This window comes from Mesorhizobium sp. LNJC394B00 (assembly GCF_000502555.1).
In the GTDB taxonomy this organism is placed as follows: Bacteria; Pseudomonadota; Alphaproteobacteria; order Rhizobiales; family Rhizobiaceae; genus Mesorhizobium.
Map to the genome: position 1 here is coordinate 515,620 of NZ_AYWH01000002.1, position 20,720 is coordinate 536,339.

The 20,720-nt window shown below is 63.4% G+C and carries 20 protein-coding genes and 1 tRNA gene; 9 read left to right on the forward strand and 12 right to left on the reverse strand.

Translation table 11 applies throughout. The annotated features are described in order from the left end of the window. Nucleotides 1-132: 132 nt before the first annotated feature. The 8 genes from X751_RS156715 to X751_RS156680 all read right to left on the reverse strand — a co-directional run bounded on the left by X751_RS156715 (nt 133) and on the right by X751_RS156680 (nt 9,378). The gene (locus X751_RS156715) at nt 133-510 is read right to left on the reverse strand and encodes a hypothetical protein (RefSeq protein WP_023683250.1); all 378 of its coding nucleotides are present in this window, start codon (nt 508-510) and stop codon (nt 133-135) included. Between the two features lie 188 nt (nt 511-698). Beyond that, a complete protein-coding gene (locus tag X751_RS156710) occupies nt 699-2,144 on the reverse strand; it encodes a homospermidine synthase (protein WP_023683251.1) in 1,446 nt (481 codons plus the stop codon). 127 nt (nt 2,145-2,271) lie between these two features. Then, nucleotides 2,272-3,510 (reverse strand): hypothetical protein, encoded by a 1,239-nt coding sequence (locus tag X751_RS156705; RefSeq protein ID WP_023683252.1) that lies wholly within the window; start codon nt 3,508-3,510, stop codon nt 2,272-2,274. A 2-nt stretch (nt 3,511-3,512) separates the two neighbouring features. Continuing rightward, nucleotides 3,513-4,436, reverse strand: a complete 924-nt coding sequence (locus X751_RS156700) for a DUF3445 domain-containing protein (protein ID WP_023701040.1) — start codon at nt 4,434-4,436, stop codon at nt 3,513-3,515. A 52-nt stretch (nt 4,437-4,488) separates the two neighbouring features. Then, nucleotides 4,489-5,151: an aminotransferase class IV family protein gene (locus X751_RS156695; protein WP_031199162.1), complete on the reverse strand. Its 663-nt coding sequence runs from the start codon at nt 5,149-5,151 to the stop codon at nt 4,489-4,491. Then, a complete protein-coding gene (locus X751_RS156690) occupies nt 5,100-6,245 on the reverse strand; it encodes an aminodeoxychorismate synthase component I (RefSeq protein ID WP_023683255.1) in 1,146 nt (381 codons plus the stop codon). The genes X751_RS156695 and X751_RS156690 overlap by 52 nt, the downstream gene beginning before the upstream one ends. A gap of 163 nt (nt 6,246-6,408) precedes the next feature. Beyond that, nucleotides 6,409-7,125 carry an NADH:quinone oxidoreductase gene (locus X751_RS156685; RefSeq protein ID WP_023683256.1) on the reverse strand — a complete coding sequence of 239 codons (717 nt, stop codon included), beginning with the start codon at nt 7,123-7,125 and terminating at the stop codon, nt 6,409-6,411. A gap of 414 nt (nt 7,126-7,539) precedes the next feature. Further along, nucleotides 7,540-9,378, reverse strand: a complete 1,839-nt coding sequence (locus tag X751_RS156680; protein WP_023744200.1) for a M3 family oligoendopeptidase — start codon at nt 9,376-9,378, stop codon at nt 7,540-7,542. A gap of 145 nt (nt 9,379-9,523) precedes the next feature. Between X751_RS156680 and X751_RS156675 the strand changes: the two genes are divergently transcribed. From X751_RS156675 to X751_RS156665, 3 genes are all read left to right on the forward strand, one after another. Beyond that, nucleotides 9,524-11,062: a sigma-54 dependent transcriptional regulator gene (locus X751_RS156675; protein WP_023671940.1), complete on the forward strand. Its 1,539-nt coding sequence runs from the start codon at nt 9,524-9,526 to the stop codon at nt 11,060-11,062. Between the two features lie 389 nt (nt 11,063-11,451). Continuing rightward, nucleotides 11,452-13,278, forward strand: coding sequence for a DUF882 domain-containing protein (locus X751_RS156670; protein ID WP_023686395.1), 1,827 nt, complete (start codon nt 11,452-11,454; stop codon nt 13,276-13,278). A gap of 120 nt (nt 13,279-13,398) precedes the next feature. Then, a tRNA-Gln gene (locus X751_RS156665) sits at nt 13,399-13,472 on the forward strand. A gap of 138 nt (nt 13,473-13,610) precedes the next feature. Here the strand turns inward: X751_RS156665 and X751_RS156660 are convergent. Next, nucleotides 13,611-14,249 carry a 2-dehydro-3-deoxy-phosphogluconate aldolase gene (locus X751_RS156660; RefSeq protein ID WP_023744201.1) on the reverse strand — a complete coding sequence of 213 codons (639 nt, stop codon included), beginning with the start codon at nt 14,247-14,249 and terminating at the stop codon, nt 13,611-13,613. 174 nt (nt 14,250-14,423) lie between these two features. Between X751_RS156660 and X751_RS156655 the strand changes: the two genes are divergently transcribed. Next, complete coding sequence (locus tag X751_RS156655) at nt 14,424-15,350, forward strand: rhodanese-related sulfurtransferase (protein ID WP_023744202.1); 927 nt, start codon at nt 14,424-14,426, stop codon at nt 15,348-15,350. Nucleotides 15,351-15,373: 23 nt separating this feature from the next. On the opposite strand, the gene X751_RS1000000167830 is transcribed toward X751_RS156655, so the two are convergent. Then, the gene (locus X751_RS1000000167830; RefSeq protein ID WP_245265740.1) at nt 15,374-15,562 is read right to left on the reverse strand and encodes a hypothetical protein; all 189 of its coding nucleotides are present in this window, start codon (nt 15,560-15,562) and stop codon (nt 15,374-15,376) included. A gap of 17 nt (nt 15,563-15,579) precedes the next feature. Here X751_RS1000000167830 and X751_RS1000000167835 point away from each other — a divergent pair, with 17 nt between their 5' ends. Both X751_RS1000000167835 and X751_RS156650 read left to right on the forward strand, forming a co-directional pair. Further along, nucleotides 15,580-15,777 (forward strand): hypothetical protein, encoded by a 198-nt coding sequence (locus tag X751_RS1000000167835; protein WP_245265741.1) that lies wholly within the window; start codon nt 15,580-15,582, stop codon nt 15,775-15,777. A 163-nt stretch (nt 15,778-15,940) separates the two neighbouring features. Further along, nucleotides 15,941-16,678 carry a tellurite resistance TerB family protein gene (locus X751_RS156650; RefSeq protein WP_023744203.1) on the forward strand — a complete coding sequence of 246 codons (738 nt, stop codon included), beginning with the start codon at nt 15,941-15,943 and terminating at the stop codon, nt 16,676-16,678. 87 nt (nt 16,679-16,765) lie between these two features. On the opposite strand, the gene X751_RS1000000168415 is transcribed toward X751_RS156650, so the two are convergent. After that, nucleotides 16,766-16,888, reverse strand: coding sequence for a hypothetical protein (locus X751_RS1000000168415; protein ID WP_023710951.1), 123 nt, complete (start codon nt 16,886-16,888; stop codon nt 16,766-16,768). Nucleotides 16,889-17,003: 115 nt separating this feature from the next. Here X751_RS1000000168415 and X751_RS156645 point away from each other — a divergent pair, with 115 nt between their 5' ends. After that, nucleotides 17,004-17,765 carry an SDR family oxidoreductase gene (locus X751_RS156645; RefSeq protein WP_023744204.1) on the forward strand — a complete coding sequence of 254 codons (762 nt, stop codon included), beginning with the start codon at nt 17,004-17,006 and terminating at the stop codon, nt 17,763-17,765. A 12-nt stretch (nt 17,766-17,777) separates the two neighbouring features. Here X751_RS156645 and X751_RS156640 read toward each other — a convergent pair whose 3' ends face one another. Then, nucleotides 17,778-18,962, reverse strand: coding sequence for a pyridoxal phosphate-dependent aminotransferase (locus X751_RS156640; RefSeq protein ID WP_023744205.1), 1,185 nt, complete (start codon nt 18,960-18,962; stop codon nt 17,778-17,780). Between the two features lie 83 nt (nt 18,963-19,045). On the opposite strand from X751_RS156640, the gene X751_RS156635 reads away from it, so the two are divergent. Together X751_RS156635 and X751_RS156630 are read left to right on the forward strand one after the other, a co-directional pair. Next, complete coding sequence (locus X751_RS156635) at nt 19,046-19,732, forward strand: GNAT family protein (RefSeq protein WP_023744206.1); 687 nt, start codon at nt 19,046-19,048, stop codon at nt 19,730-19,732. A gap of 15 nt (nt 19,733-19,747) precedes the next feature. Then, nucleotides 19,748-20,719 (forward strand): cation diffusion facilitator family transporter, encoded by a 972-nt coding sequence (locus tag X751_RS156630; RefSeq protein WP_023744207.1) that lies wholly within the window; start codon nt 19,748-19,750, stop codon nt 20,717-20,719. Nucleotide 20,720: the final 1 nt, after the last annotated feature.

The window sequence follows — 20,720 nt, forward strand, 5'->3', positions numbered from 1 at the left end:
ATTTCGGGTATGTTCACATCGCGGTTGTGGCGATGCAAGAAGAATCAGGGCGGATAACCGGCATCGGTTTGCCGGCATAAAAAAGGCGGCGGCATCGCGCCGCCGCCATCCGCAAAGCCGCATGGGAAAGGTTCAGCCGCGCCTGGTCAGCACGAAGTTCTGCCCGGCGGAGCTGGTGCAATTCAGCTGGTTTATGGACACCAGCAGGCAGTTGAAAGCGATTGGCTGCTGCCGGATCAGCGAGGTTCCGTTGATCTCGACCGAGGTGGCGCCGGTCTTGGTGTAGCTGCCGTCAGCGAATTTCTCACCGGTCTCCGCCGAAACGGTGGTGAAGACGCCGCCGTTCAATGTCGAGACCGCCTTGCCTTCGGCGTTCAGCCATGAGCCTTCGACGCCTCGCGCCTGCGATGAGATCGGTGGCCCGTCGGAGCCGCCGGTGGTGCAGGCGGCAAGCATCGTCGCAAGAGCGCCCGCCGCGCCCGCAGAAAGAATTTTGCGCGCAATCGTCATATCAAATCCTCTCCTGACGCATCGGCCCAATCGTCAAACGACGTTTTGGAGCACACGATGTGCGTGGCCTCAAGTTTCCAGAGCCGTCCCTCGCGCGTCCAAATGGATGCACACTGCTCTCGTCCGCATCCTTTCAATCGCCCGATTTCCGGGCGATTGCAAGGCAGTGGGGCAGGGGTATGGAACCGCTATCGAACGAGGATGTTGCGGAATTGCCACGGGTCGCTTTTGTCGAGGTCCTCGGGAAACAGGCCCGGACGGTTATCGAGCGGCGTCCAGTCGGTGTAGTAGCCCTTGACCGGTCCGAGATACTGGGACTGCACTTCCAGGCAGCGCTTGTAGTCCATCTCGTCGGCCTCGACGATGCCGGCCTCCGGGTTTTCCAGCGCCCAGACCATGCCGGCGAGCACGGCCGAGGTGACCTGCATGCCGGTAGCGTTCTGGTAGGGCGCCAGCTTGCGGGCTTCGGCCAGCGACAGCTGCGAACCGTACCAGTAGGCGTTCTTGGCATGGCCGTAGAGCAGCACGCCAAGCTCGTCGACGCCGTCGACCAGTTCGTTTTCGTCAAGCACATGGTGGACCGGCTGCGGCTTGCCGGCAGCGCCGAACATTTCGTGCAGCGACAGCACGGCGTCGTTGCAGGGGTGATAGGCATAGTGGCAGGTCGGGCGGTATTGCACCTTGCCCTTCTTACCGCGCACGGTGAAGAAGTCGGCGATCGAGATCGCCTCATTGTGCGTCACCAGGAAACCGTATTGCGCGCCCGGCGTCGGGCACCAGGAGCGCACGCGGGTGTTGGCGCCGGGCTGTTCGAGATAGATCGCAGCCTTGGAGCCATGCTTGTGCTCCTTGCCGTTCTTCGGCATCCATCTCTCATGCGTGCCCCAGCCGAGCTCGGCCGGCTGCAGCCCTTCCGAGATGAAACCCTCGACCGACCAGGTGTTCCAGAACACGTTCATCGGCTTCGGCTTCTTGGTGCGCTGGGTGTCGCGCTCGGCGATGTGGATGCCCTTGACGCCGGCCTTTTTCATCAGCTTGGCCCAGCGGTCACGGTCGTCCTGCGCGGGTTCGGAAAACTCGAGGCCGAGGTCGCCGGCAAGGTTCAGCAGCGCCTGCTTGACGAACCACGAGACCATGCCCGGATTGGCGCCACAGGTCGAAACCGCGGTAGCGCCGCCGGGCTTGTCGTGCTTCTCCTTGATCAAGGCTTCGCGCAGCGCGTAGTTGGTGCGGCTGGCATTGTCGGCCCTGGCGTCGAAATAGAAGCCGCGCCACGGCTCGACGACGGTGTCGATGTAGAGCACGCCGAGCTTGCGGCAGAGCCGCATCAGGTCGACCGAGCCGGTATCGACCGACAGATTGATGCAAAAGCCCTGGCCGCCACCATTGGTCAAAAGCGGCGTCAGCAGTTTCTTGTAGTTTTTCTCGGTCACGTGCTCCTGGACGAAGGCGATGCCGCGCTCGTCGAGCAGCTTGCGGTCGGTGTCGAGCGGGTCGATGACCGTCATGCGCGACTTGTCGAATTTGAAATGGCGCTCGATCAGAGGCAGCGTTCCCCGTCCGATCGAACCAAAGCCGATCATCACGACAGGGCCGGTGATTTCACCGTAAACGGGCCAGTTTTCATTCGCCATTTTATCGAGCACTCCTTCAAGCAACGCGCCAAAACGGCCGTTCGACCGCCGCGCGACAAACCATAGATCATTGTCACAATAAAGCGAAAAGCAGGGATAAGGTTAGTTCCCGACGGCGCAGATGCGCCTACGGTTCGAGCAGTTTCGCGAATTCCGGCGTGAGCAGCGCTTGTGCTTCGGAGTCCGGGATTTCAACGAGATCGCCGCCGCAAGCCTGGATGACGTTGGGCAAACCTTGCAGGCCGAAGACCAGAACCTGCCTGTCGCCATCGCGCTTCAGGCTGGCGCCGAGATAGTCGCCGATCAAATCGTCGATGCCGCATTCGGCCTCGTAATCCACCTCGGTCTGGTCGCTTGGCTTCTTGCGCTTCTCCTTGACGAAGGTGGCCAGCGAGGGGCCTGGCTTGCCGTCGACCGTATCGGAAAACATGTCCTGAAGGGTAAGCAAGGCGCCACGGCGCACGTCCATGACATAGGCGTCGGAATAGTTGTTCGGATGCGCACCGCCGCAATAGAGGCTGCCGGATTCCGACCAGCTCATCAGCTTCGGCGTCAATGACGTAACTTTGGACGTCGTGTCTTCATAGCCGCCAAGCGAATCGTCGTCCATGCCCTCCATCGGCGGCCCGTCGTGGAAACCGGCATATTGCAGCGCCGCGCATGTCAAGGCGCTGAGGCTGTCATGCCAATGGCGGTTCTGCAGCAAGGCATTGGCGGCTTCGATCGGCGCACTGCCGGCGAGATCGACGATGCGCGGCCTGGCGAATTTGGTGCGCGGATCGGTGACATAGTTGTAGGCTGCATCCGGCCAACCTTCCTTGGCGTCTGCCTTGGGCGCGAAATCCAGCTTGAGATAGTCGTAGGGCGATGCCGCCATGGTGATCGGCGCATCGTCACCCGAGAATGTCATGTCGGTGAAATCATAGAGATCGCGTGGCGTCGTCGCCGGCGTCTCTGTCTGGGCACGGCTGGCGATCCTTGTCAGCTTCAGCGGCAGGGTCTTTTTGGCCGTCCAGGTGCCTTCCAGCGTCTTGCCCTTGTCGGCGGAACTCAACCGCCAGACGGCGCCGATGGGTGGAGCCTGGCCGTCGCCGCACTTCTTGGCATCGCAGGCTTCTTCCTCGGCCAATTGAAAGGTGGCGCCCTTGCTCGACTTCGCCTGCAGAGGAATATCGATGCCCTTGGTGCGGTAGAAATAGCGCGCCGCCAGTGCCTCTCCAGCCGTCGCCGGATCGCCGGTAAACTCGACGACGATGTCGATGTTGCCGAGCTTGCCGGCATAGGTGACGGGGTCGGCGAGCGCCGTTGCCGGCAACGCCAGCAATGCACCGAGCAATACGGCTTGCTCCAGGATTTTTCGGATCATCGTCACTCCAGCGTCATGGCTTGCAGGCGTTGCACCAGCCTGTCACGGTCTGACGTCATCCCCTTATAGTCGAGTTGAGCCTCATCCAGCGCCTGCAATTGCGCCGCGAAAGAGGCGGCAAGCGTTGCCCGGTCGGGATGCCGCGCCAGCACTTTCAGCGGGTCGAGGTGGATGCGGATGGTGAACAGGATGTCGCGCGACAGAGGCAGTTTGCGCAGCGTCTGGCGCTCGACGCGGATGAAGGCGTGGGTGTTGACGTCGCCGTCGGGAAATCGCGAGGGGCGCCTGGTGGCGCGGTCGATGCGCTCGACATTGGAGAGCGGATGATAGAGCGCGTCGTCGGCCTGGATCGACCAGTTGAAGCGTTCGACAGCCTGACCCTGCAGGCCGTCGAACATGCGGTTGATGAGCTCGGCCGGCCTGGTGCCCGGACCGAAGCCCGGCACCGGTGCGTGGATCTGCTGCAGCGGCCGGCCGAATTTTTCGACCAGCGACCAGGATGACGGGAAGCACAGCGAGCCGGCGGCGAGTCGCCAGCCGGTGTCGTCACGGCGCATCAGGATCAGGTCTTCCTGGACGAGCAGCGACGCTGCGACCAGCGGGGCATCGGGGAAGGTGGCGTCAGAGTCGGCTTTGGCGCCAATGACCTCAACCCCGGCATTGGTGCGCCGGTACATCCCGGGAAATGTCGACAGCAGATGTGCTTCGATGAGGCCGCGCACTTCGCGCTGGGCGTCGCGCGTGCCGTCTTCCTCGACAAACACCTTGTCGGGGATTTCGGCATACAGCCGGCGCTTTTCGGCGAGATGGTCGAAGAGATACCGGTCGACCTCGATCCACTTGTCGAGTTCGAGCGGCTTCAGCCCGATGGTGAAGAGCTTTGAGGAGCCATCATAGGGCGTGTGCGTGGGCTGACGAGAATTCATGCTTCGCTAGAAAGTGTCCAATGCCGGCGGTTATTCTCGCAGCCGCTTCGTATCAGGCCAATGTTGCCGGGATCAAGCCGCGCAGAGAATTGCCGACGAACAGTGTTTTGGCGGATTTCAACTCGTCATAGCTGTAGATCGCCTCCTGGGCGCGGCCTTCGTCCAGCAGCTCGGCGCGCAATACGCCAGGCAGCAGCCCGCAGTCGAGCCTGGGTGTCATCAGCATGCCATCACCGAAATCGGCGAAGACGTTGGTGATGGTGCCTTCGCAGATTTCACTGCGCTCATTTGCGAGCAACACTTCGTCGGCCTGGGTGATCAGATATTCGGAGCGGGCGTGAGTGTAGACTTGCCGCCGGCCGGTCTTGTGGCGCAGCAGCGTGTCGGTGGAGGAGAGCCGCACCCGTGCCAGCTGCAGCCGCCAGACCTTGTCGGCGGCGAACGGCTCATAGGGCTGGACCGAGGCGGTCACTTCGCCATTGCGCTGCAGGACGAGCCGGGTGCGCAGCGCCTTTTGCTGCGCCCCGATAGTATTCGCCAGCACCTCGCCGATCCGCTGCGGATCGCAGGCAAAGCCGAGTTCTTCCGCCGAGCCATAAAGGCGCGCGAGATGGCGTTCGAAGCGCAGAAAGCCCTGGCCGGGCTCCCAGCGCATCGTCTCGATCAGCTCGAAATCGGCGGTGTCCCCGTCGCGAAGCGCGCCTTCAGCAGACACTCCTGATACTCCTCTTGCGCCGTCGAATCGAAGACGACGCCGCCGCCGACATTGTAAACGGCCTCGCCACTGGAAAAGAGCGATATGGTGCGGATCGCCACCGAAAAGCGCATCATGCCGGCAGGCGCGATCCAGCCGATGGCGCCGCAATAGACGTCGCGCGGTGTCTCTTCCAGCTCGTGCAGGATTTCCATGGCGCGGATTTTCGGTGCGCCGGTAATCGAGCCACAGGGAAACAGCGCGCCAAAGATTTGGCGGATGCCGAGATCAGGCAGAAGCTTCGCCCGCACACGGCTCACCATCTGATGGACGGTCGGGTAGCTCTCGATGCGGAACAGTTCCGGCACTTCCAGCGTGCCGATCTCGCTGATCAGGGAGATGTCGTTGCGCAGGAGATCGACGATCATCCGGTTCTCGGCCTGGTTCTTTTCATCGCTGCGCAAGAAGGACTTCAACCGCGCGTCCTCGGCCTTGGTCGCGCCGCGCGGTGCGGTGCCCTTCATCGGATGGGTTTCGATCATGCCTAAGGCATCGATCTCGAAGAACAGCTCGGGCGAACGCGACAAGACGATGGGATCGCCGAGCGAAATCAGTGCGCCATACTTGACCGGCTGGCGTCCTGTCAGTGCGTCGAAGGCAGCAAGCGGATCGCCCGACCATTGGGCACGGACCGGAAAGGTCAGGTTGCCTTGGTAGCAATCGCCCTTGCGGATGTGGTCGTGAAGGCGCGCGAAGCGTTTGGCGTAGTCCTGAGCGGACCAACTGGCCCTGGCGTCGAAGATGGGGCCATTGGTGGCCGGCGCATCGTTGCGCGGCACGGCCTCTTCGGCCGGGGCATCGAAGACACCCAGACAAACCAGTGGCGCGCGCCGGCCTTCAGGCAACAGCGGCACCAGTTTCGGTTCGAGCAGATAGCCCGCTTCGTAGGAGAAATAGCCGGCCAGCCATTTGCCGGCATCGCTCGCCGCCTGCGCGGCCGCCAGCGCCGGCAGAAAATCCTTGCCATCATAGGCAATGATGATGTCGGCCGGGTGGTCGAAGACCAACTGACGGCCGCTTTCATCGTTGCGGAAAATGGCAGAGGGCAGGGGCATGGGGCTCGGGTACTGCGGTCGATGACGCCAGAACCGCTCTATATGGGGGCCGGGCGGCGTGCAATCGAGGGAGCGGCGTCGCAGGGCGCAAAGACAGTGGCGAATGCAAAAACAAAGACGGCGCCCGAGAGCGCCGCCTTCTGGTTATGTTGCCGATGACAGATCAGCTGTTGTTGGCGGTCCCGGCGCTCGGGAATTGGCGTGCGAACTCCTTTTCGTCGCCGGCGGCAAGCAGCTTGGCCTGCTCGACCCACTTTTCGCGAGCGATGCGGCCGTCGAAATTCAGCGTGTCCTCGATGCGCTTGACGTCGGCCGCGGTCCAGCCGGCGATCTGCGCGTAGGTCGTGACGCCAAGGCCCTTGAGCAGTTTGTCGTTGACCGGGCCGATACCGATCAGGCGACGCAAGTTGTCGGCCTTCCCAGCTGCCGGGGCGGCCTTCTTCGGGACGGCGGCGGGCTTTGAAGCCGCGGCTTTGGGCGCGGCCTTGGCGGCGGCAGGTTTGCTGGCCGCTGGTTTTGCGGCCGCGGATTTGGCCGCAGCTGGTTTGGCCGCGGCGGGTTTGGCGGGGGCAGGTTTCGCGGCCGAGGCGGACTTGGCCGTTGCCGCTGTCGACACCAGCGCGGCCGGCGCCGAACTGGAAGGCTTGGCGGATGGAGTCGATGTTTCACGCAGCCGGCGTTCGAGATCGGCGCGGGTCTTGCCGCAGGCGTCGAGTTCGCCAGTCAGACGATCGGCGTCGGCGCGCAGTCTGTCACGCTCGCTGCGGGTGCGGTCGAGATCGCCGCGCAGGCTGTCAAGTTCGCCGCGCAGCCGGCCCCAGATAAACCAGCCAACCAACACACCTACAAGGAACGCCAGGACAATGTAAAAGAAGGTCATCGTCTCTCTCCAGTCGGATCCGTCCGCCGCCGTCCCAAGTCATGACCTTGGCAGATCGGATCATCCAATGTGGTTCGGCGGCTCAGGGAACAGCCGGTCTGTCGTCGACTGTCGGCGTTCGGCTTTCCCGCCCATTGCCAACCGTCGCTGTCGCATTCGTCAGACCGCTGCCATGGGCCGGGATGCTGTCCGGCCTTAAGCCGCGCGCCCGGCTGAGCTTCGGTCGGAAAGCTATCATACGGCTTCGGGAAAGCTAACGGAAAATTTCGCCGGAGAGTTATTCAAGAACAGATATTTAGAACAAGAACAACGCTGCCGTCACATGCATTCCGGCTAAACTGTTCTGCGATTCCGCAAAGTCGAGACCGCTCCTGAACCTGTCACTCTGCGCCATCGGTCCAATGGGTGCGCGCATTAACTGTCGAGCGCTTCCAACTCGTCGATCAGGCCGCCGATCACGCCAAGCCCGATCTGCCAGAAGGCGGGGTCGGTGGCGTCGAGGCCGAAGGGCGCGAGAAGCTCCGAGTGATGCTTGGTGCCGCCGGCGCGCAACATCTCGAAATACTTGTCCTGGAAGCCATGCTCGGCGTTCTGGTAGACCGCGTAGAGCGAGTTCACCAGGCAGTCGCCAAAGGCATAGGCGTACACGTAGAAGGGGGAGTGGACGAAGTGCGGGATGTAGGTCCAGAAGACCTCATAGCCCTCACGCAGCTTGATCGCCGGCCCCAGGCTTTCGGCCTGCACCTCGAGCCAGAACTGGCCGAGCTTGTCGGAGGTCAGTTCGCCGTTCTTGCGCTCTGCATGCACCTTGCGCTCGAACTCGTAGAAGGCGATCTGGCGCACGACCGTGTTGATCATGTCCTCGACCTTCTGGGCGAGCATCGCCTTGCGCTCGCGCTTGTCGGTGGTCTGGTCGAGCAGCGAACGGAAGGTCAGCATCTCGCCGAACACCGAGGCCGTCTCGGCCAAAGTCAGCGGCGTCGAAGCCATCAGGGCGCCCTGGCCGCCGGCCAGCACCTGATGCACGCCGTGGCCGAGTTCATGCGCCAGCGTCATCACATCGCGCGGCTTGCCCATGTAGTTGAGCAGCACGTAAGGGTGCGCCGAAGGCACGGTCGGATGGGCGAAGGCGCCGGGCGATTTGCCGGGCCTGACCGGCGCGTCGATCCAGTTGCGGTCGAAGAAGGTGCGGGCGATCTCCGCCATGTCGGGGGAAAAGCGCTGATAGGCCGACAGCACAGTGTTCCTGGCATCATCCCAAGGAATCACCGCTTGCGGCGTTTCGGGCAAGGGGGCGTTGCGGTCCCAGTGGTTCATCACCTCCATGCCGAGCCAGCGCGCCTTCATCGCGTAGTAGCGATGAGACAGGCGCGGATAGGCCTCGCGCACGGCAGACGCCAGCGCATCGACCACGCTGCGCTCGACGCGGTTGGCGAGATGGCGGGAGTCGGCGATGTCCTCGAAGCCACGCCAGCGGTCGGAAATCTCCTTGTCCTTGGCCAGCGTGTTGGTGATCAGCGTGAAGGTGCGCAGGCTCTTGCGGAAGGTTGCGGCCAGCGCTTCGGAGGCGCGGCGGCGGACCTCCCCATCGGCGTCCTGGAGGCGGTTCAGCGCCGGCTCCAGCGTCAGTTCCTCGCCGTCTATGTCGAAGCGCAGATCGGTCATCGTCTCGTCGAACAGCCGGTTCCAGGCACCGCGTCCGGTGATCGATTTCTCATGGAACAGCTGCTCGACCCGGTCCTCGAGCTGGTAGGGCTTGTCCATTCTGAGGTCGAGCACCCAGGGGCGGTAATGGGCAAAGCCGGCGTCGGCGGCGAGGGCTGCTTCGAGCGCCTTGTCGTCGATCAGGTTCAGCTCCAGCGCGAAGAACAAAAGATGCGCGCTGGCGTCGGTCATCTTCTCCTGGATGTCGCCATAGAGCTTTGCGCGCTGCGGATCGGCGGTGTTGCCGGCATAGATCAGGCCGGCATAGGAGACGATGCGGCCGATCAGTTCCTCCAGCGCCTCATAGGCTGTCAGCGCCTCGCCAAGCCTGCCGGCGCTGCCGCGCTCGGCCTCCGCAGCCAGCGTGCCCTTCCAGCGGTTCTCGAAGGCGACGGCATCGGCCGCCGCCTTGGCAAGGTCGCGCTTCAGTTCGGGCGCCTCCATGCCGGAATAAAGATCGGCGAGATTCCATTCCGGCAGGTCGCCGAGTTCCGCCGCGCCCTGACCGGACGCTACCGCCGCAAGCTGCCGACCGAGAATCCTGCTCATCAACAATTACCTTCTGGAATCAAGGGGAAAGGACAAGCCGGTCAAATCCTAAGGAATTCGTTCACCGGGTTTTTTGAAACCTTGTTTAGAACCCTGTGCCAAGATGATCCATGGGAATTTCCCAGGCGGGCAACTCAAATCAGTCATGACAGGTTCCATTCTTATAGTCGATGACGATCCCGTGCAGCGCCGGCTGCTCGAGGCGGCGGTGACGAAATTCGGCCACAGCGCCATCGTTGCCGATGGCGGCGAGGCCGGTCTGAGCGCGCTTGACGGACCCAATGCGAGGGATATTTCGGCAGTCATCCTCGACCTTGTCATGCCGGGCCTCGACGGCATCGGCGTGCTGAAGGCGATGCGCGAGCGCGGCATCACTGTTCCCGTCATTGTGCAGACTGCGCAGGGCGGCATCGAAACGGTGGTTTCGGCGATGCGCCACGGCGCTTTCGATTTTGTCGTCAAGCCGGCGTCTCCCGACCGGCTGCAGACCGCGGTCGGCAACGCGCTCAAGGTCGAGGCGGTCGAGGACGAGGTCAAGCGCACGTCGCGGCGTCGCGGCGGCCACCTGACCTTCAAGGACATGATCACGCACAGCCCGGCGATGGACCGGGTGATCCGCCTCGGCCAGAAGGCTGCGGCCTCCAACATCCCGATCCTGATCGAGGGCGAATCGGGCGTCGGCAAGGAATTGGTGGCGCGCGCCATCCAGGGCAGCGGCGAACGCCGCACAAAGCCGTTCGTCACCGTCAATTGCGGCGCCATCCCCGACAATCTGGTCGAATCGATCCTGTTCGGTCACGAAAAAGGTTCGTTCACCGGCGCCACCGAAAAGCACACCGGCAAGTTCGTCGAGGCGCATTCGGGCACCCTGTTCCTGGATGAGATCGGCGACCTGCCGCTCGACGTGCAGGTCAAGCTGTTGCGCGCCGTGCAGGATGGCGAGGTCGATCCGGTCGGCGGCCGTTCCACCGTCAGGGTCGACATCAGGCTGATCTCGGCCACGCACCGCAACCTTCTGCAGCAGGTCAAGGACGGCAAGTTTCGCGAGGACCTGTTCTACCGGCTCAACGTTTACCCGATCGTCGTGCCGCCGCTGCGCGACCGCCGCGACGACATCCCCTATCTGGTCAAGCATTTCATGGACAAGGTGGCGCCGGCGGGCAATCGCCTGCACGGCATCTCGGATGCCGCACTGGCCATGCTGCAGGCCTATGATTGGCCGGGAAACATCAGGCAGCTGGAAAACGCCGTGTTCAGGGCCTCGGTGCTTGCCGAAGGCGATGTGCTCACGACTGACGAATTTCCGCAGATCCGGGCGCAGGTCGACGGCACCGTCAATCTCGACGCCGATGCGTCCTTGTCGGACCCCGGCATGGCCTTGAGCACCGGATCGCAAGGCGATGGCGCGCAGACTGATGACGCCGGTACTGCAGCTGCCGAGCTCGCCCCTCCGGCCAGGTTGCTTCAGCGTTTCGGCACATTGAGGGCGCTGGACGAGCGTGGCAATGTGCGTGCGCTGGCCGATGTCGAACTCGAAATGATCAAGCTCGCCATCGACCATTACAACGGCCAGATGAGCGAGGTCGCACGGCGTCTCGGCATCGGCCGCTCGACGCTCTACCGCAAGCTCAAGGAATACGGCATCGACCCGGAAACCGGCCGCCTCGACCGCCTTGCCTCCTGAACGCCGAATTCCACAGCTTGCCAACGCAACGCCGGGACCAGCTTGCCATGCCACATCCGGCGCTGCATAAGGGGTTGGGGCGGGAATATGGCTGATGCGACGCCGTTGTTCACGCATTAAGGCCAGCGGTAACAGATCGTGTAGCGGGAAAAGGCTGAATCTTGATCTAAACCAGCAGTTTACCAAGAAATCCTGTGTATTATTTTTGACGGGATATCGCCACGGTGTTACCGCATTTCGGCTTCAATAAGCGATGATTAACCATTAGGATCGATATTCGGATGTGAGAACCACGCATCCGTTTGGACAAATCCGGGGACAAACGGCAGCCTGCAAGGCCTTTTGATTTGAACAAAGTCGAACGACACAGAAACGGGCGGCGCGATCACATGGGCGTCTGGCCGAGATGGCTGGCAGCGTTGATCGTTGCGTTCGCTTTCCTCGCCGCAACTGCTGCCGGCGCCAGCGCTGAAACGCGCTCGCTCAAGCTCTATCACCTACACACGCACGAAAAGGCCGAGATCGTCTACAAGCGCAATGGCCGCTACGATCCGGCAGGCCTCAGGAAGATCAACATCATCCTGCGCGACTGGCGTCGCAACGAACCGACCAAGATGGATCCGCGCCTGCTCGATCTGGTGTGGGAAGCTTACCGGCAGGCCGGCGCCACCGACTACATCCAGGTCGTTTGCGGCTATCGCTCGCCGTCGACCAATTCGATGCTGCGCAGCCGCAGCCGCGGTGTCGCCAAGGAAAGCCAGCATATGCTGGGCAAGGCGATGGACTTCTACATTCCGGGTGTGCCGCTGAAAAAGCTGCGCAACATCGGCCTGAAGATGCAGGGCGGCGGCGTCGGCTACTATCCGTCGTCGGGTTCGCCCTTCGTCCACATGGACGTCGGCAATGTGCGGCATTGGCCAGGCATCAGCCGCCAGGAACTGGTCAGCCTGTTCCCCAATGGCAAGACGCTGCATGTGCCGAGCGACGGCAGGCCGTTGCCGGGTTATGACCAAGCGCTCGCCTCCTACAAGGCACGCAAGGGCGCCGGTTCTCCTGCCATCATGATGGCCAGCGCAGGCGGCAGCACCAAGAAATCCGGTGGCTTCCTGTCCGCGTTCTTTGGCGGTGGCGGTGAAGACGAAGCCGACGACAGCGCCGATGTCGCTACCGCCGCGCCGCCGCCGAGAAGCGTGAAGCCGGTGCTGGCTGCCACGAGCAACAACAACAGCAATCTGCCTGGCATCGCGATCGTGTCGCCGCAGAACGCCAAGCGCGCCAACATTCCGCAGCTTGCCGACGACAGCGCTGACGATGCGGAGCCGCAGGACACGCCGGAGACGATCATCGCCGCGCTGCCCGCCAAGGAAGTGCCGCTGCCCGCTTTCGCACCGCGGCCGAAGGCCGATGTCGGCGCGCAACAACCTGAGACCGTGCCGTTCGGCGTGGCCGATGCCACCACCGAACAGACGGTGGCGACGGCGCAGGCGCCGGCCAATGTGCCGTTCGGCACGGCCGATGCGAGCAATGCCGACCAGGGGGCCGATCAAGCTGCCGCTCCGGCGCAGGTCGCGGTCAACGTCCCGTTGCCGACCTGGCGTCCCGACCGCTCTTCGCCGCCGGCTGAGCTTGCGCCGCAGGACAAGGGCGTTCTGCTGGCGCTGGCCGATACGGCTGCCCACAAGCAGACCGCAACCGACGCGTTCTCGGTGCTGCCGTCGCAGCGTCCGGACGAGGTCAAGGCGGTTCTCGAACAGGCCAGCGCCGCCGATACAGCCGGTGCTACCGACGACTATCAGGTTGCGTCGCTTGAGCCGCGCTCTGCGTTCAACGATCCGTCAGGTGTCGATGCCGCATCGCCGCGCGGCGCTATTGCTGCCCGTCCCGCCGGTACCGATCCAGCCTCGGTGATCGGCGCCGGCGTCAAGACGACACGCAAGGAAGCCAGGGCTTCGGCCCGCGACCTGAAGCCAGGACCGAAGGCAGTGGTGGTGGCGGCCGAACCGCAGGCGGCCCGCTGGGCGCTGAGCAGCGGCGACAACATCGCCACCGTTTCCAGCCCAACGACAGCGCCGCGCTATGCCTACAACATCGTGCATACGCCGCCGAGCGAGGTCTACACCGCAGGCTTCCAGGCGGACAACCAGATGGCCGATGCCAACCGCTTCACCGGCAATGCCGTAAAATTCCTTTCGGTCGCCCGCTTCCAGACGAAGTAAGGGCGTGACCGGGGCGTTATCGACTCGAAGCCGCGCTGGGCAACCTGTGCGGCTTTTGTTTTTAGCGAGATCTCGAGCACTGGCTTCCATCGCCACAGAATGCTAACCACCAAGCTGCATTCCCGCTTCGTCTAATGGTAGGACAGCGCCCTTTGAAGGCGTGAATCGTGGTTCGAGCCCATGAGCGGGAACCAAAATCTCAACGCGTAGCAAACCCAGTCGGCGCAGCTGGCGGGTTTTTGTGCCGAGTGCAATTCCGGGAACACTGTGATTTTCCCGGAAAAGCGCGGAGCGCTTCCCTTGGGAATTGCGCAAAGACAAAGTAGCGGAGGTTATTTTCCGAGCTTGCTCGCGGTCTGTGCGAGCGCCTCGATCTCATCCCACTTGCCGGCCTTGACCAACTCGTCCGGCGCCACCCACGAGCCGCCGACGCAGATAACGTTGGACAGGCTGAGATAGTCGGCGGCGTTCTTGGCCGAGATGCCGCCGGTCGGGCAGAATTTCACGTCGGCCAGCGGCGAGGCAAAGGCCTTCAGCGAGGCGATGCCGCCGGATTGTTCGGCCGGGAAGAATTTCAGGAACCGCAGGCCGGCCTCGCGGGCAGCCATGATCTCGCCGGGCGTGATGGCGCCGGGCAGCAAGGGAACGTCGCTGTCCTTGGTCGCCGCCAGCAACTCTCGCGTGACGCCGGGGCTGACGATGAATTTCGATCCGGCGGCCGCTGCCTCGTCGAACTGCTTGGCATCGAGAATTGTGCCGGCGCCGACAATGGCGCCCTCGACCTCACCGGCGACGCGGCGGATCGCTTCCAGCGCATCGGCGGTTCTCAGCGTGATCTCGATCGCCGGCAGGCCGCCGGCGGCGAGCGCCCGGGCGAGCGGGACGGCGTCCGCGACATTGGCGATCTTCAGCACCGGAATGACCGGCTGGCCATTGAGCAGCGACAGGAGCTTTTCGGTCTTGCTGGGCATTGGCTTGTCTCTCCCTAGGTGATTTCAACCGATTAGCAGAAGGCCGATTCCGAGTCCACGAAACCCGGCCTGCCGCGATGTCACATGTCGGCCAACGAGCCTGCTGGCGAATACCGACAAGGTGTCTTTAGCTCTGCCTTGAATCCGCTTTGACCACGGTTTAGTGGCTCGGCGATGACCAATCATGAACCCGTGCGCGTCGCTGCGCTCTACAAATTTGCGAGGCTAGGCGACTTCGACGCGCTGCGAGAATTGCGCACGCCGCTTGCCGCCTTCTGCTGCGGGCGCGGCATCAAGGGCACATTGCTTCTGGCGCAGGAAGGTATCAACGGCACGGTCGCCGGCAGCGAAACCGACATAGCCGACCTGATCGCTTATCTCGAGGCCATCGAGGGTCTTGCCGATCTCGAGGTCAAATACAGCACTGCCGCCGAAATGCCGTTCCATCGCATGAAGGTGCGGCTGAAGCGCGAGATCGTCACCATGGGCGTCGAAGACCTCGACCCGGCGACGGGTGCGGGGACCTATGTCGCGCCGGCCGACTGGAACGCGCTGATCTCGGACCCCGGCACCATCGTCATCGACACTCGCAACACGTACGAAGTGTCGATCGGCACGTTCGAGGGCGCGGTGGATCCACGCACGTCGAGCTTTCGCGAATTCCCGGCCTGGGTGGAAAAACACCGCGACCAACTCGACGGCCGCAAGGTTGCGATGTTCTGCACCGGCGGCATCCGCTGCGAAAAGGCGACGGCCTATGTGAAGTCGCTCGGCTTCGAGGATGTGTTCCATCTCAAGGGCGGCATCCTCAGATATCTTGAAGAGGTGCCGGCCGAAGACAGCCTGTGGCAGGGCGAGTGTTTCGTCTTCGACGAGCGGGTCTCGGTGTCGCATGGGTTGACCGAAGGCGAGGCCGAACTCTGCCGCGCCTGCCGGCATCCGCTGACGCCGGAGGACCGGCTGTCGCCGCATTTTTCCACCGGCGTGTCATGCCCGCATTGCTACGAGGCACGCTCGGATGAGGATCGCACCCGCTATGCCGAGCGCCAGCGCCAGGTCGAACTTGCGCAGGCGCGGGGCAGGGGACATATCGGCAGTTAAGTGCCGCCGACGCCCTGACTGGATCACCACACGACAGAATAGCGGTCGATCACCCACAGCCATGTGCCGTCGGCCTGCCGGCGCGCGACCTCTGAGGTTATCGAGCCGTCGGCAAGCCTGGTCGACGTCAACGCGAGGTCGCCGTTGATGGCCGCCGGGCGCTGCTCGCCGCGCTGGAACTTTCGTCCGCTCGCGGCAAAGGCTTCGAACAAAGCGCGGGGATCGCCTCGTGGCCACGCGTCAATTCGGCTGCTCCGGTGTCGATGACGGCATCGGGTTGGAACAGCGCCACCATGCCGTCAATGTCTCCGGCCCACTGCCGGTCGATCAACAAACGTTCCAGATCCTGCGGATCGCGCGCCGGTTCCCGGCCAGGTTGATCGGTCACGGCAAGGTTCCTCCCTCGGCAATGCGGCGGCGACATTAGCGCAAGCCGAGGCCGGTATCGACACACCGATCACCGATTTGCGGCATTGCCGGCGCCGATAGTAAAGCGCGTCTCCGTCAAAATGTCAGTGTGCGGGACCTACCTCTGCAACGTCCAAAACCTGCCCGTTCACGTTTGGCGCGGGCCCTTTTCTGGAGGCACCATGTTCGACCCCAAGAAGCTTCTCGACGATCTGCTCGGCTCGCAAGTTCCCGGCACAACCGGCACCGTTCGCGACAAGGCCGGGCAGGCTGTGCAGATGGCCAAGGACAATCCGCTGGCCGCCGGTGCGCTGGCCGCGGTGCTGCTTGGAACCGGCACGGGACGGCAGGTCACCGGCACGGCCGTGAAGCTCGGCGGACTGGCTGCGATCGGCGGTCTCGCCTACAAGGCCTACCAGAATTACAAGGCCGGCAATGCACCCGAGCAGGCGCCGGCGGCCGGCCAGCCGGAATTGCTGCCGCCGCCCGCCGACACCGGCTTTCATCCTTCACAGGCGCCACAGGGGGAGGACGAGTTCACGCTGACCCTGGTGCGGGCGATGATCTCGGCGGCCAAGGCCGATGGCCATGTCGATGACGCGGAACGCCAAAAGATCGCCGGCAAGCTCAGTCTGGCCGGCATCGGCACGGAAGCGGAAAAGTTTCTGATGGCGGAGCTGGACAGCCCGCTCGACCTCGATACGCTGATCGCCGGCGCCAAGACCGATGAGCAGAGGCTCGAGCTCTACACGGCGTCGCGACTGACGATCGACCCCGATACGCGCGCCGAACGCGGCTATCTCGACCTGCTCGCCGGCCGGCTCGGCCTGCCGGATGCGCTGGTCGACCATGTCGAGGCGACCGTGTCTGCGGCCAAGGTGCCGGTTCCGTCAGGCACGGCGCCGAACCCGCGCTGGTAGACAACGCAGCCGCGCGCCTGAGGCAGGGGGGCCGAGGCGGAAAAAATGCGTTAACGTCTCGTTTACCGAGGAAGCGCATGATTTTAGTCAGTCGGATCGGCTTTCCTCCTCCCAAGCCCGGTTCAGATCAGGGCGGTCGCCAATGACCGCCCTTTTTGTTGGACCGATCACATAAAGCGCGTCGCGCTTCATGTTTTTGTCCTGATGCATGTCGTTGTCTCAAAACTGGGGCCACTTGCCATGATCGCCTTCATTTGCGATGGGTCGGTGCATTCGGATGCACCCCGATCTGTGCCGGGATGCGCGGCGCGCAGGAGCAAAATCCATGACAGCCCTCCCAGAGAAAACCGCCATCGTCACCGGCGCCGGCACCGGCATCGGCAAGAGCGTCGCCACGGCGCTGCTGAAGGCGGGCTGGAACACGGTGTTTTGCGGCCGCCGCAAAGCGGTGCTCGATGCCGCCATTACCGAGGCCGGGAAAACGGACGCCAAGGCGCTGGCGGTTGCCTGCGACATCAGCAAGGCCGGCGAAGTCGATGATCTGTTCGAGACGGTGGCCGCAGCCTTCGGCCGCGTCGACCTGCTCTTCAACAATGCCGGCATGAGCTACAAGTCGACGCCCATCGACGAGATCCCGGTCGAGGTCTGGAACGATATTGTCGGCGTCAATCTCACCGGATCGTTCCTATGCGCCCGCGCCGCCTTCAGCGTCATGCGCAAGCAAAAGCCAATGGGCGGCCGCATCATCAACAATGGCTCGGTGTCGGCCTATGCGCCACGGCCGGGCTCGGTGCCCTACACCGCGACCAAGCACGCCATATCGGGGCTGACCAAGACGCTGGCGCTCGACGGCCGGCCCTATGACATCGCCTGCGGCCAGATCGACATAGGCAACGCGCTGACCGATATGGCGCACGCAATGACCGTCGGCGTGCCGCAGGCCAATGGCACCATCGCCGCCGAAGCGGTGATGGACGTCCAGCGCGTCGCCGACGCCGTCGTCCACATGGCCAGCCTGCCGCTCGACGCCAACGTGCTGTTCATGACCGTGATGGCGACCAAGATGCCGTTCGTGGGGCGTGGGTGAACAGCCGAAGGCCTACTTCTTCAAAAACGCCTCGATCCGCTCCAGCGCGTGCAAGATGTTCTCTTCGGAATTGGCGTAGGAAAGCCTGATGTAGCCTTCGCCGAGAATGCCGAAATCGGGGCCGCCGATCAGCGCCACGCCGGCCTCCTCGAGCAGTGCCGAGGCGAGCTTCTTGGCCTTCCAGCCGGTCTTCGAGACATTGGGGAAGGCATAGAAGGCGCCCTTGGGCGTGATGCAGGAGACGCCGGGCAGCGCGTTCAGCCCCTCGACCACGATCTTCCTGCGGTTGTCGAAGGCGCGCATCATCTTGTCGACATCGTCCTGCGGGCCGTCGATGGCGGCGATGCCGGCGAACTGGCTCGGCGCGTTGACGCAGGACCAGCAATTGACCGCCAGCTTGCGGACCTTGTCGTAGAGATGCCCGCCCTTGTGGCCATTCGGCCAGATCGACCAGCCCATGCGCCAGCCGGTCATCGCCCATGTCTTCGACCAGCCGTTGAGCACGATCAGCCGGTCGCGAATTTCCGGAAAATTGAGCAGCGAAAAATGCGTCTCGCCGTCATAGGTCATGACGTCGTAGATTTCGTCGGAGAGGATAGCGACCTGCGGATGCGCTTGCAGTCCCTTCACCAGCTTCTCCATCTCGGCGCGCGGCGTGACGCCGCCGGTCGGGTTGGCCGGTGAGTTGAGGATTAGCAGCCTCGTCTTCGAGGTGATCAGCCCCAGCGTCTCCTCGGCCGAGAAGGCAAAGCCGTTCTCCTCGCGGATCGGCACCGGAATGGGCGCGGCGCCGGTGAACTCGATCATCGAGCGGTAGATCGGAAAGCCTGGGTCTGGATAGAGGATCTCGGCGCCGGGTTCGCCGAACATCAAGATGGCCGCGAACATGGTCGGCTTGCCGCCGGGCAGGATCATTACATTCTCGGGCGAGACTTCGACGCCGGTAGTGGTCAGCGTGCGCCGCACCACCGCTTCGCGCGTCGCCAGCAGGCCATTGGCCGGGGTGTAGCCATGGTGGCCGTCGCGCAGCGCCTTGATCGCGGCCTCGACAATGTGCTGCGGCGTTTTGAAGTCGGGCTGGCCGATGCCGAGATTGACGATGTCGCGGCCCTGTTGAGCCAGTGCAGTCGCGCGCGCCAGCACGGCAAAGGCGTTTTCCTCGCCGAGACGGTCGAAGGCCGAAATCGTGTGGAGCATTTTTCCCGTCCGTGTGGTTCTTGCTGTTAGGTCGCGTTTTTGTGAGCGTCTGCTCACAAAAGTCAAACGGATTGGAGTTTTGCGTGTCGGAAAATCTCAAAGATTGGCAAGCGCGTCCGCGGCCCGGGCGCAAGCCCATTGACGGCCGCTATGTCCGGCTCGAACCGCTGAGCGCCGAAAAGCACGGCGATGGGTTGTACGAGGCGTCGTCCGTGCCCGACATCGATGGACGCTTTGCCTGGCTGCCCGACTACCCGCCACAAACCCGCGCCGATTTCCAGCCATGGCTAGACAAGGTCGAGGCGAGCGAGGATCCGCTGTTCTTCGCCGTCATCGACAAGGCCAGCGGCAAGGTCGCCGGGCGACAGGCGCTGATGCGCATCGATCCCACCTATGGCGTCATCGAGATCGGCAACATCTATTGGGGGCCGCTGATCTCGCGCAAGCCGGCAGCGACCGAAGCGCAGTTCCTGTTCATGAAGTACATTTTCGACGGGCTCGGCTATCGCCGCTACGAGTGGAAATGCAACAACCGCAACGACCCTTCGAAGCGCGCTGCGGAGCGGTTCGGCTTCAAGTTCGAGGGCATTTTCCGCCAGCATCTTGTGGTCAAGGGTGAAAACCGCGATACGGCATGGTACTCGATCATCGACAAGGAATGGCCGGCGCTGCGCAAAGCCTATGAGGCATGGCTCGATCCTGCCAATTTCGATGGCGAAGGCCGGCAGAAGCGGCGGCTCGAGGATTTCCGCGCCGAGTTCGGCGCGTAACAGGAGTTTTTTTCGATGGCGCACAGCCATGATCATGGTTCGCATGCTGGGCATGGCGCCGGCCATGTGCATGGCTCGACCGACAAGAAACGCGTGCTGATCGCAGCCTGCCTGACCGCCGGCTTCATGGTTGCCGAAGTGCTTGGCGGCCTTTTGACGGGATCGCTGGCGCTGCTGGCCGACGCCGGCCACATGCTCGCGGACTCGATCGCGCTTGGCCTTGCCTGGTACGCCTTCCATCTTGGCGGAAGGCCGGCGACAGTGCGCCTGACCTATGGCTTCGGCCGGGTCAAGACGCTGGTCGCCTACACCAACGGCATCGCCATCTTCGCCATTGCGTTGTGGATCGTCTACGAAGCCTGGGGCCGGCTGATGACGCCGGCGCCGGTGCTGGGCGGGCCGATGCTGGTGGTGGCGATCGCCGGCCTTCTGGTAAACTTCGCCTCGTTCTTCGTGCTGCATGGCGGCGACCACGACAGCCTCAACATGCGCGGCGCCATCCTGCATGTGCTGGGCGACCTGCTCGGTTCGGCGGCGGCGATCGTGGCGGCGCTGGTCATCCTGGCCACCGGCTGGACGCCGATCGACCCGATTCTGTCGGTGCTGGTCTCGGTGCTGATCCTGTCCACCGCATGGTCGTTGATGCGCGAAGCCGCCCACGTCCTTCTCGAAGGCGTACCGGCAAGCCTCGACCGCGACATCATCGCCAAGGACATTGCCGGCACCGTCAAGGGCGTGCGCGAGGTGCACCATATGCATGTCTGGTCGCTGGACGGCTCCAGCAACATGGCGACGCTGCATGCCTGCCTCAACGATGGCGTCGATCCGCACCAGGCGGTCAGCGCCATCAAGAAGCGGCTCGCCGCCGAACACGGCATCAGCCACGCGACGGTCGAACCGGAATTCGGCCAGTGCGCCGACAGCCATGACGAGCACGATCATGACCACGACCATGGTGCGCCACCGCATCACGGCCATTATCACTGAC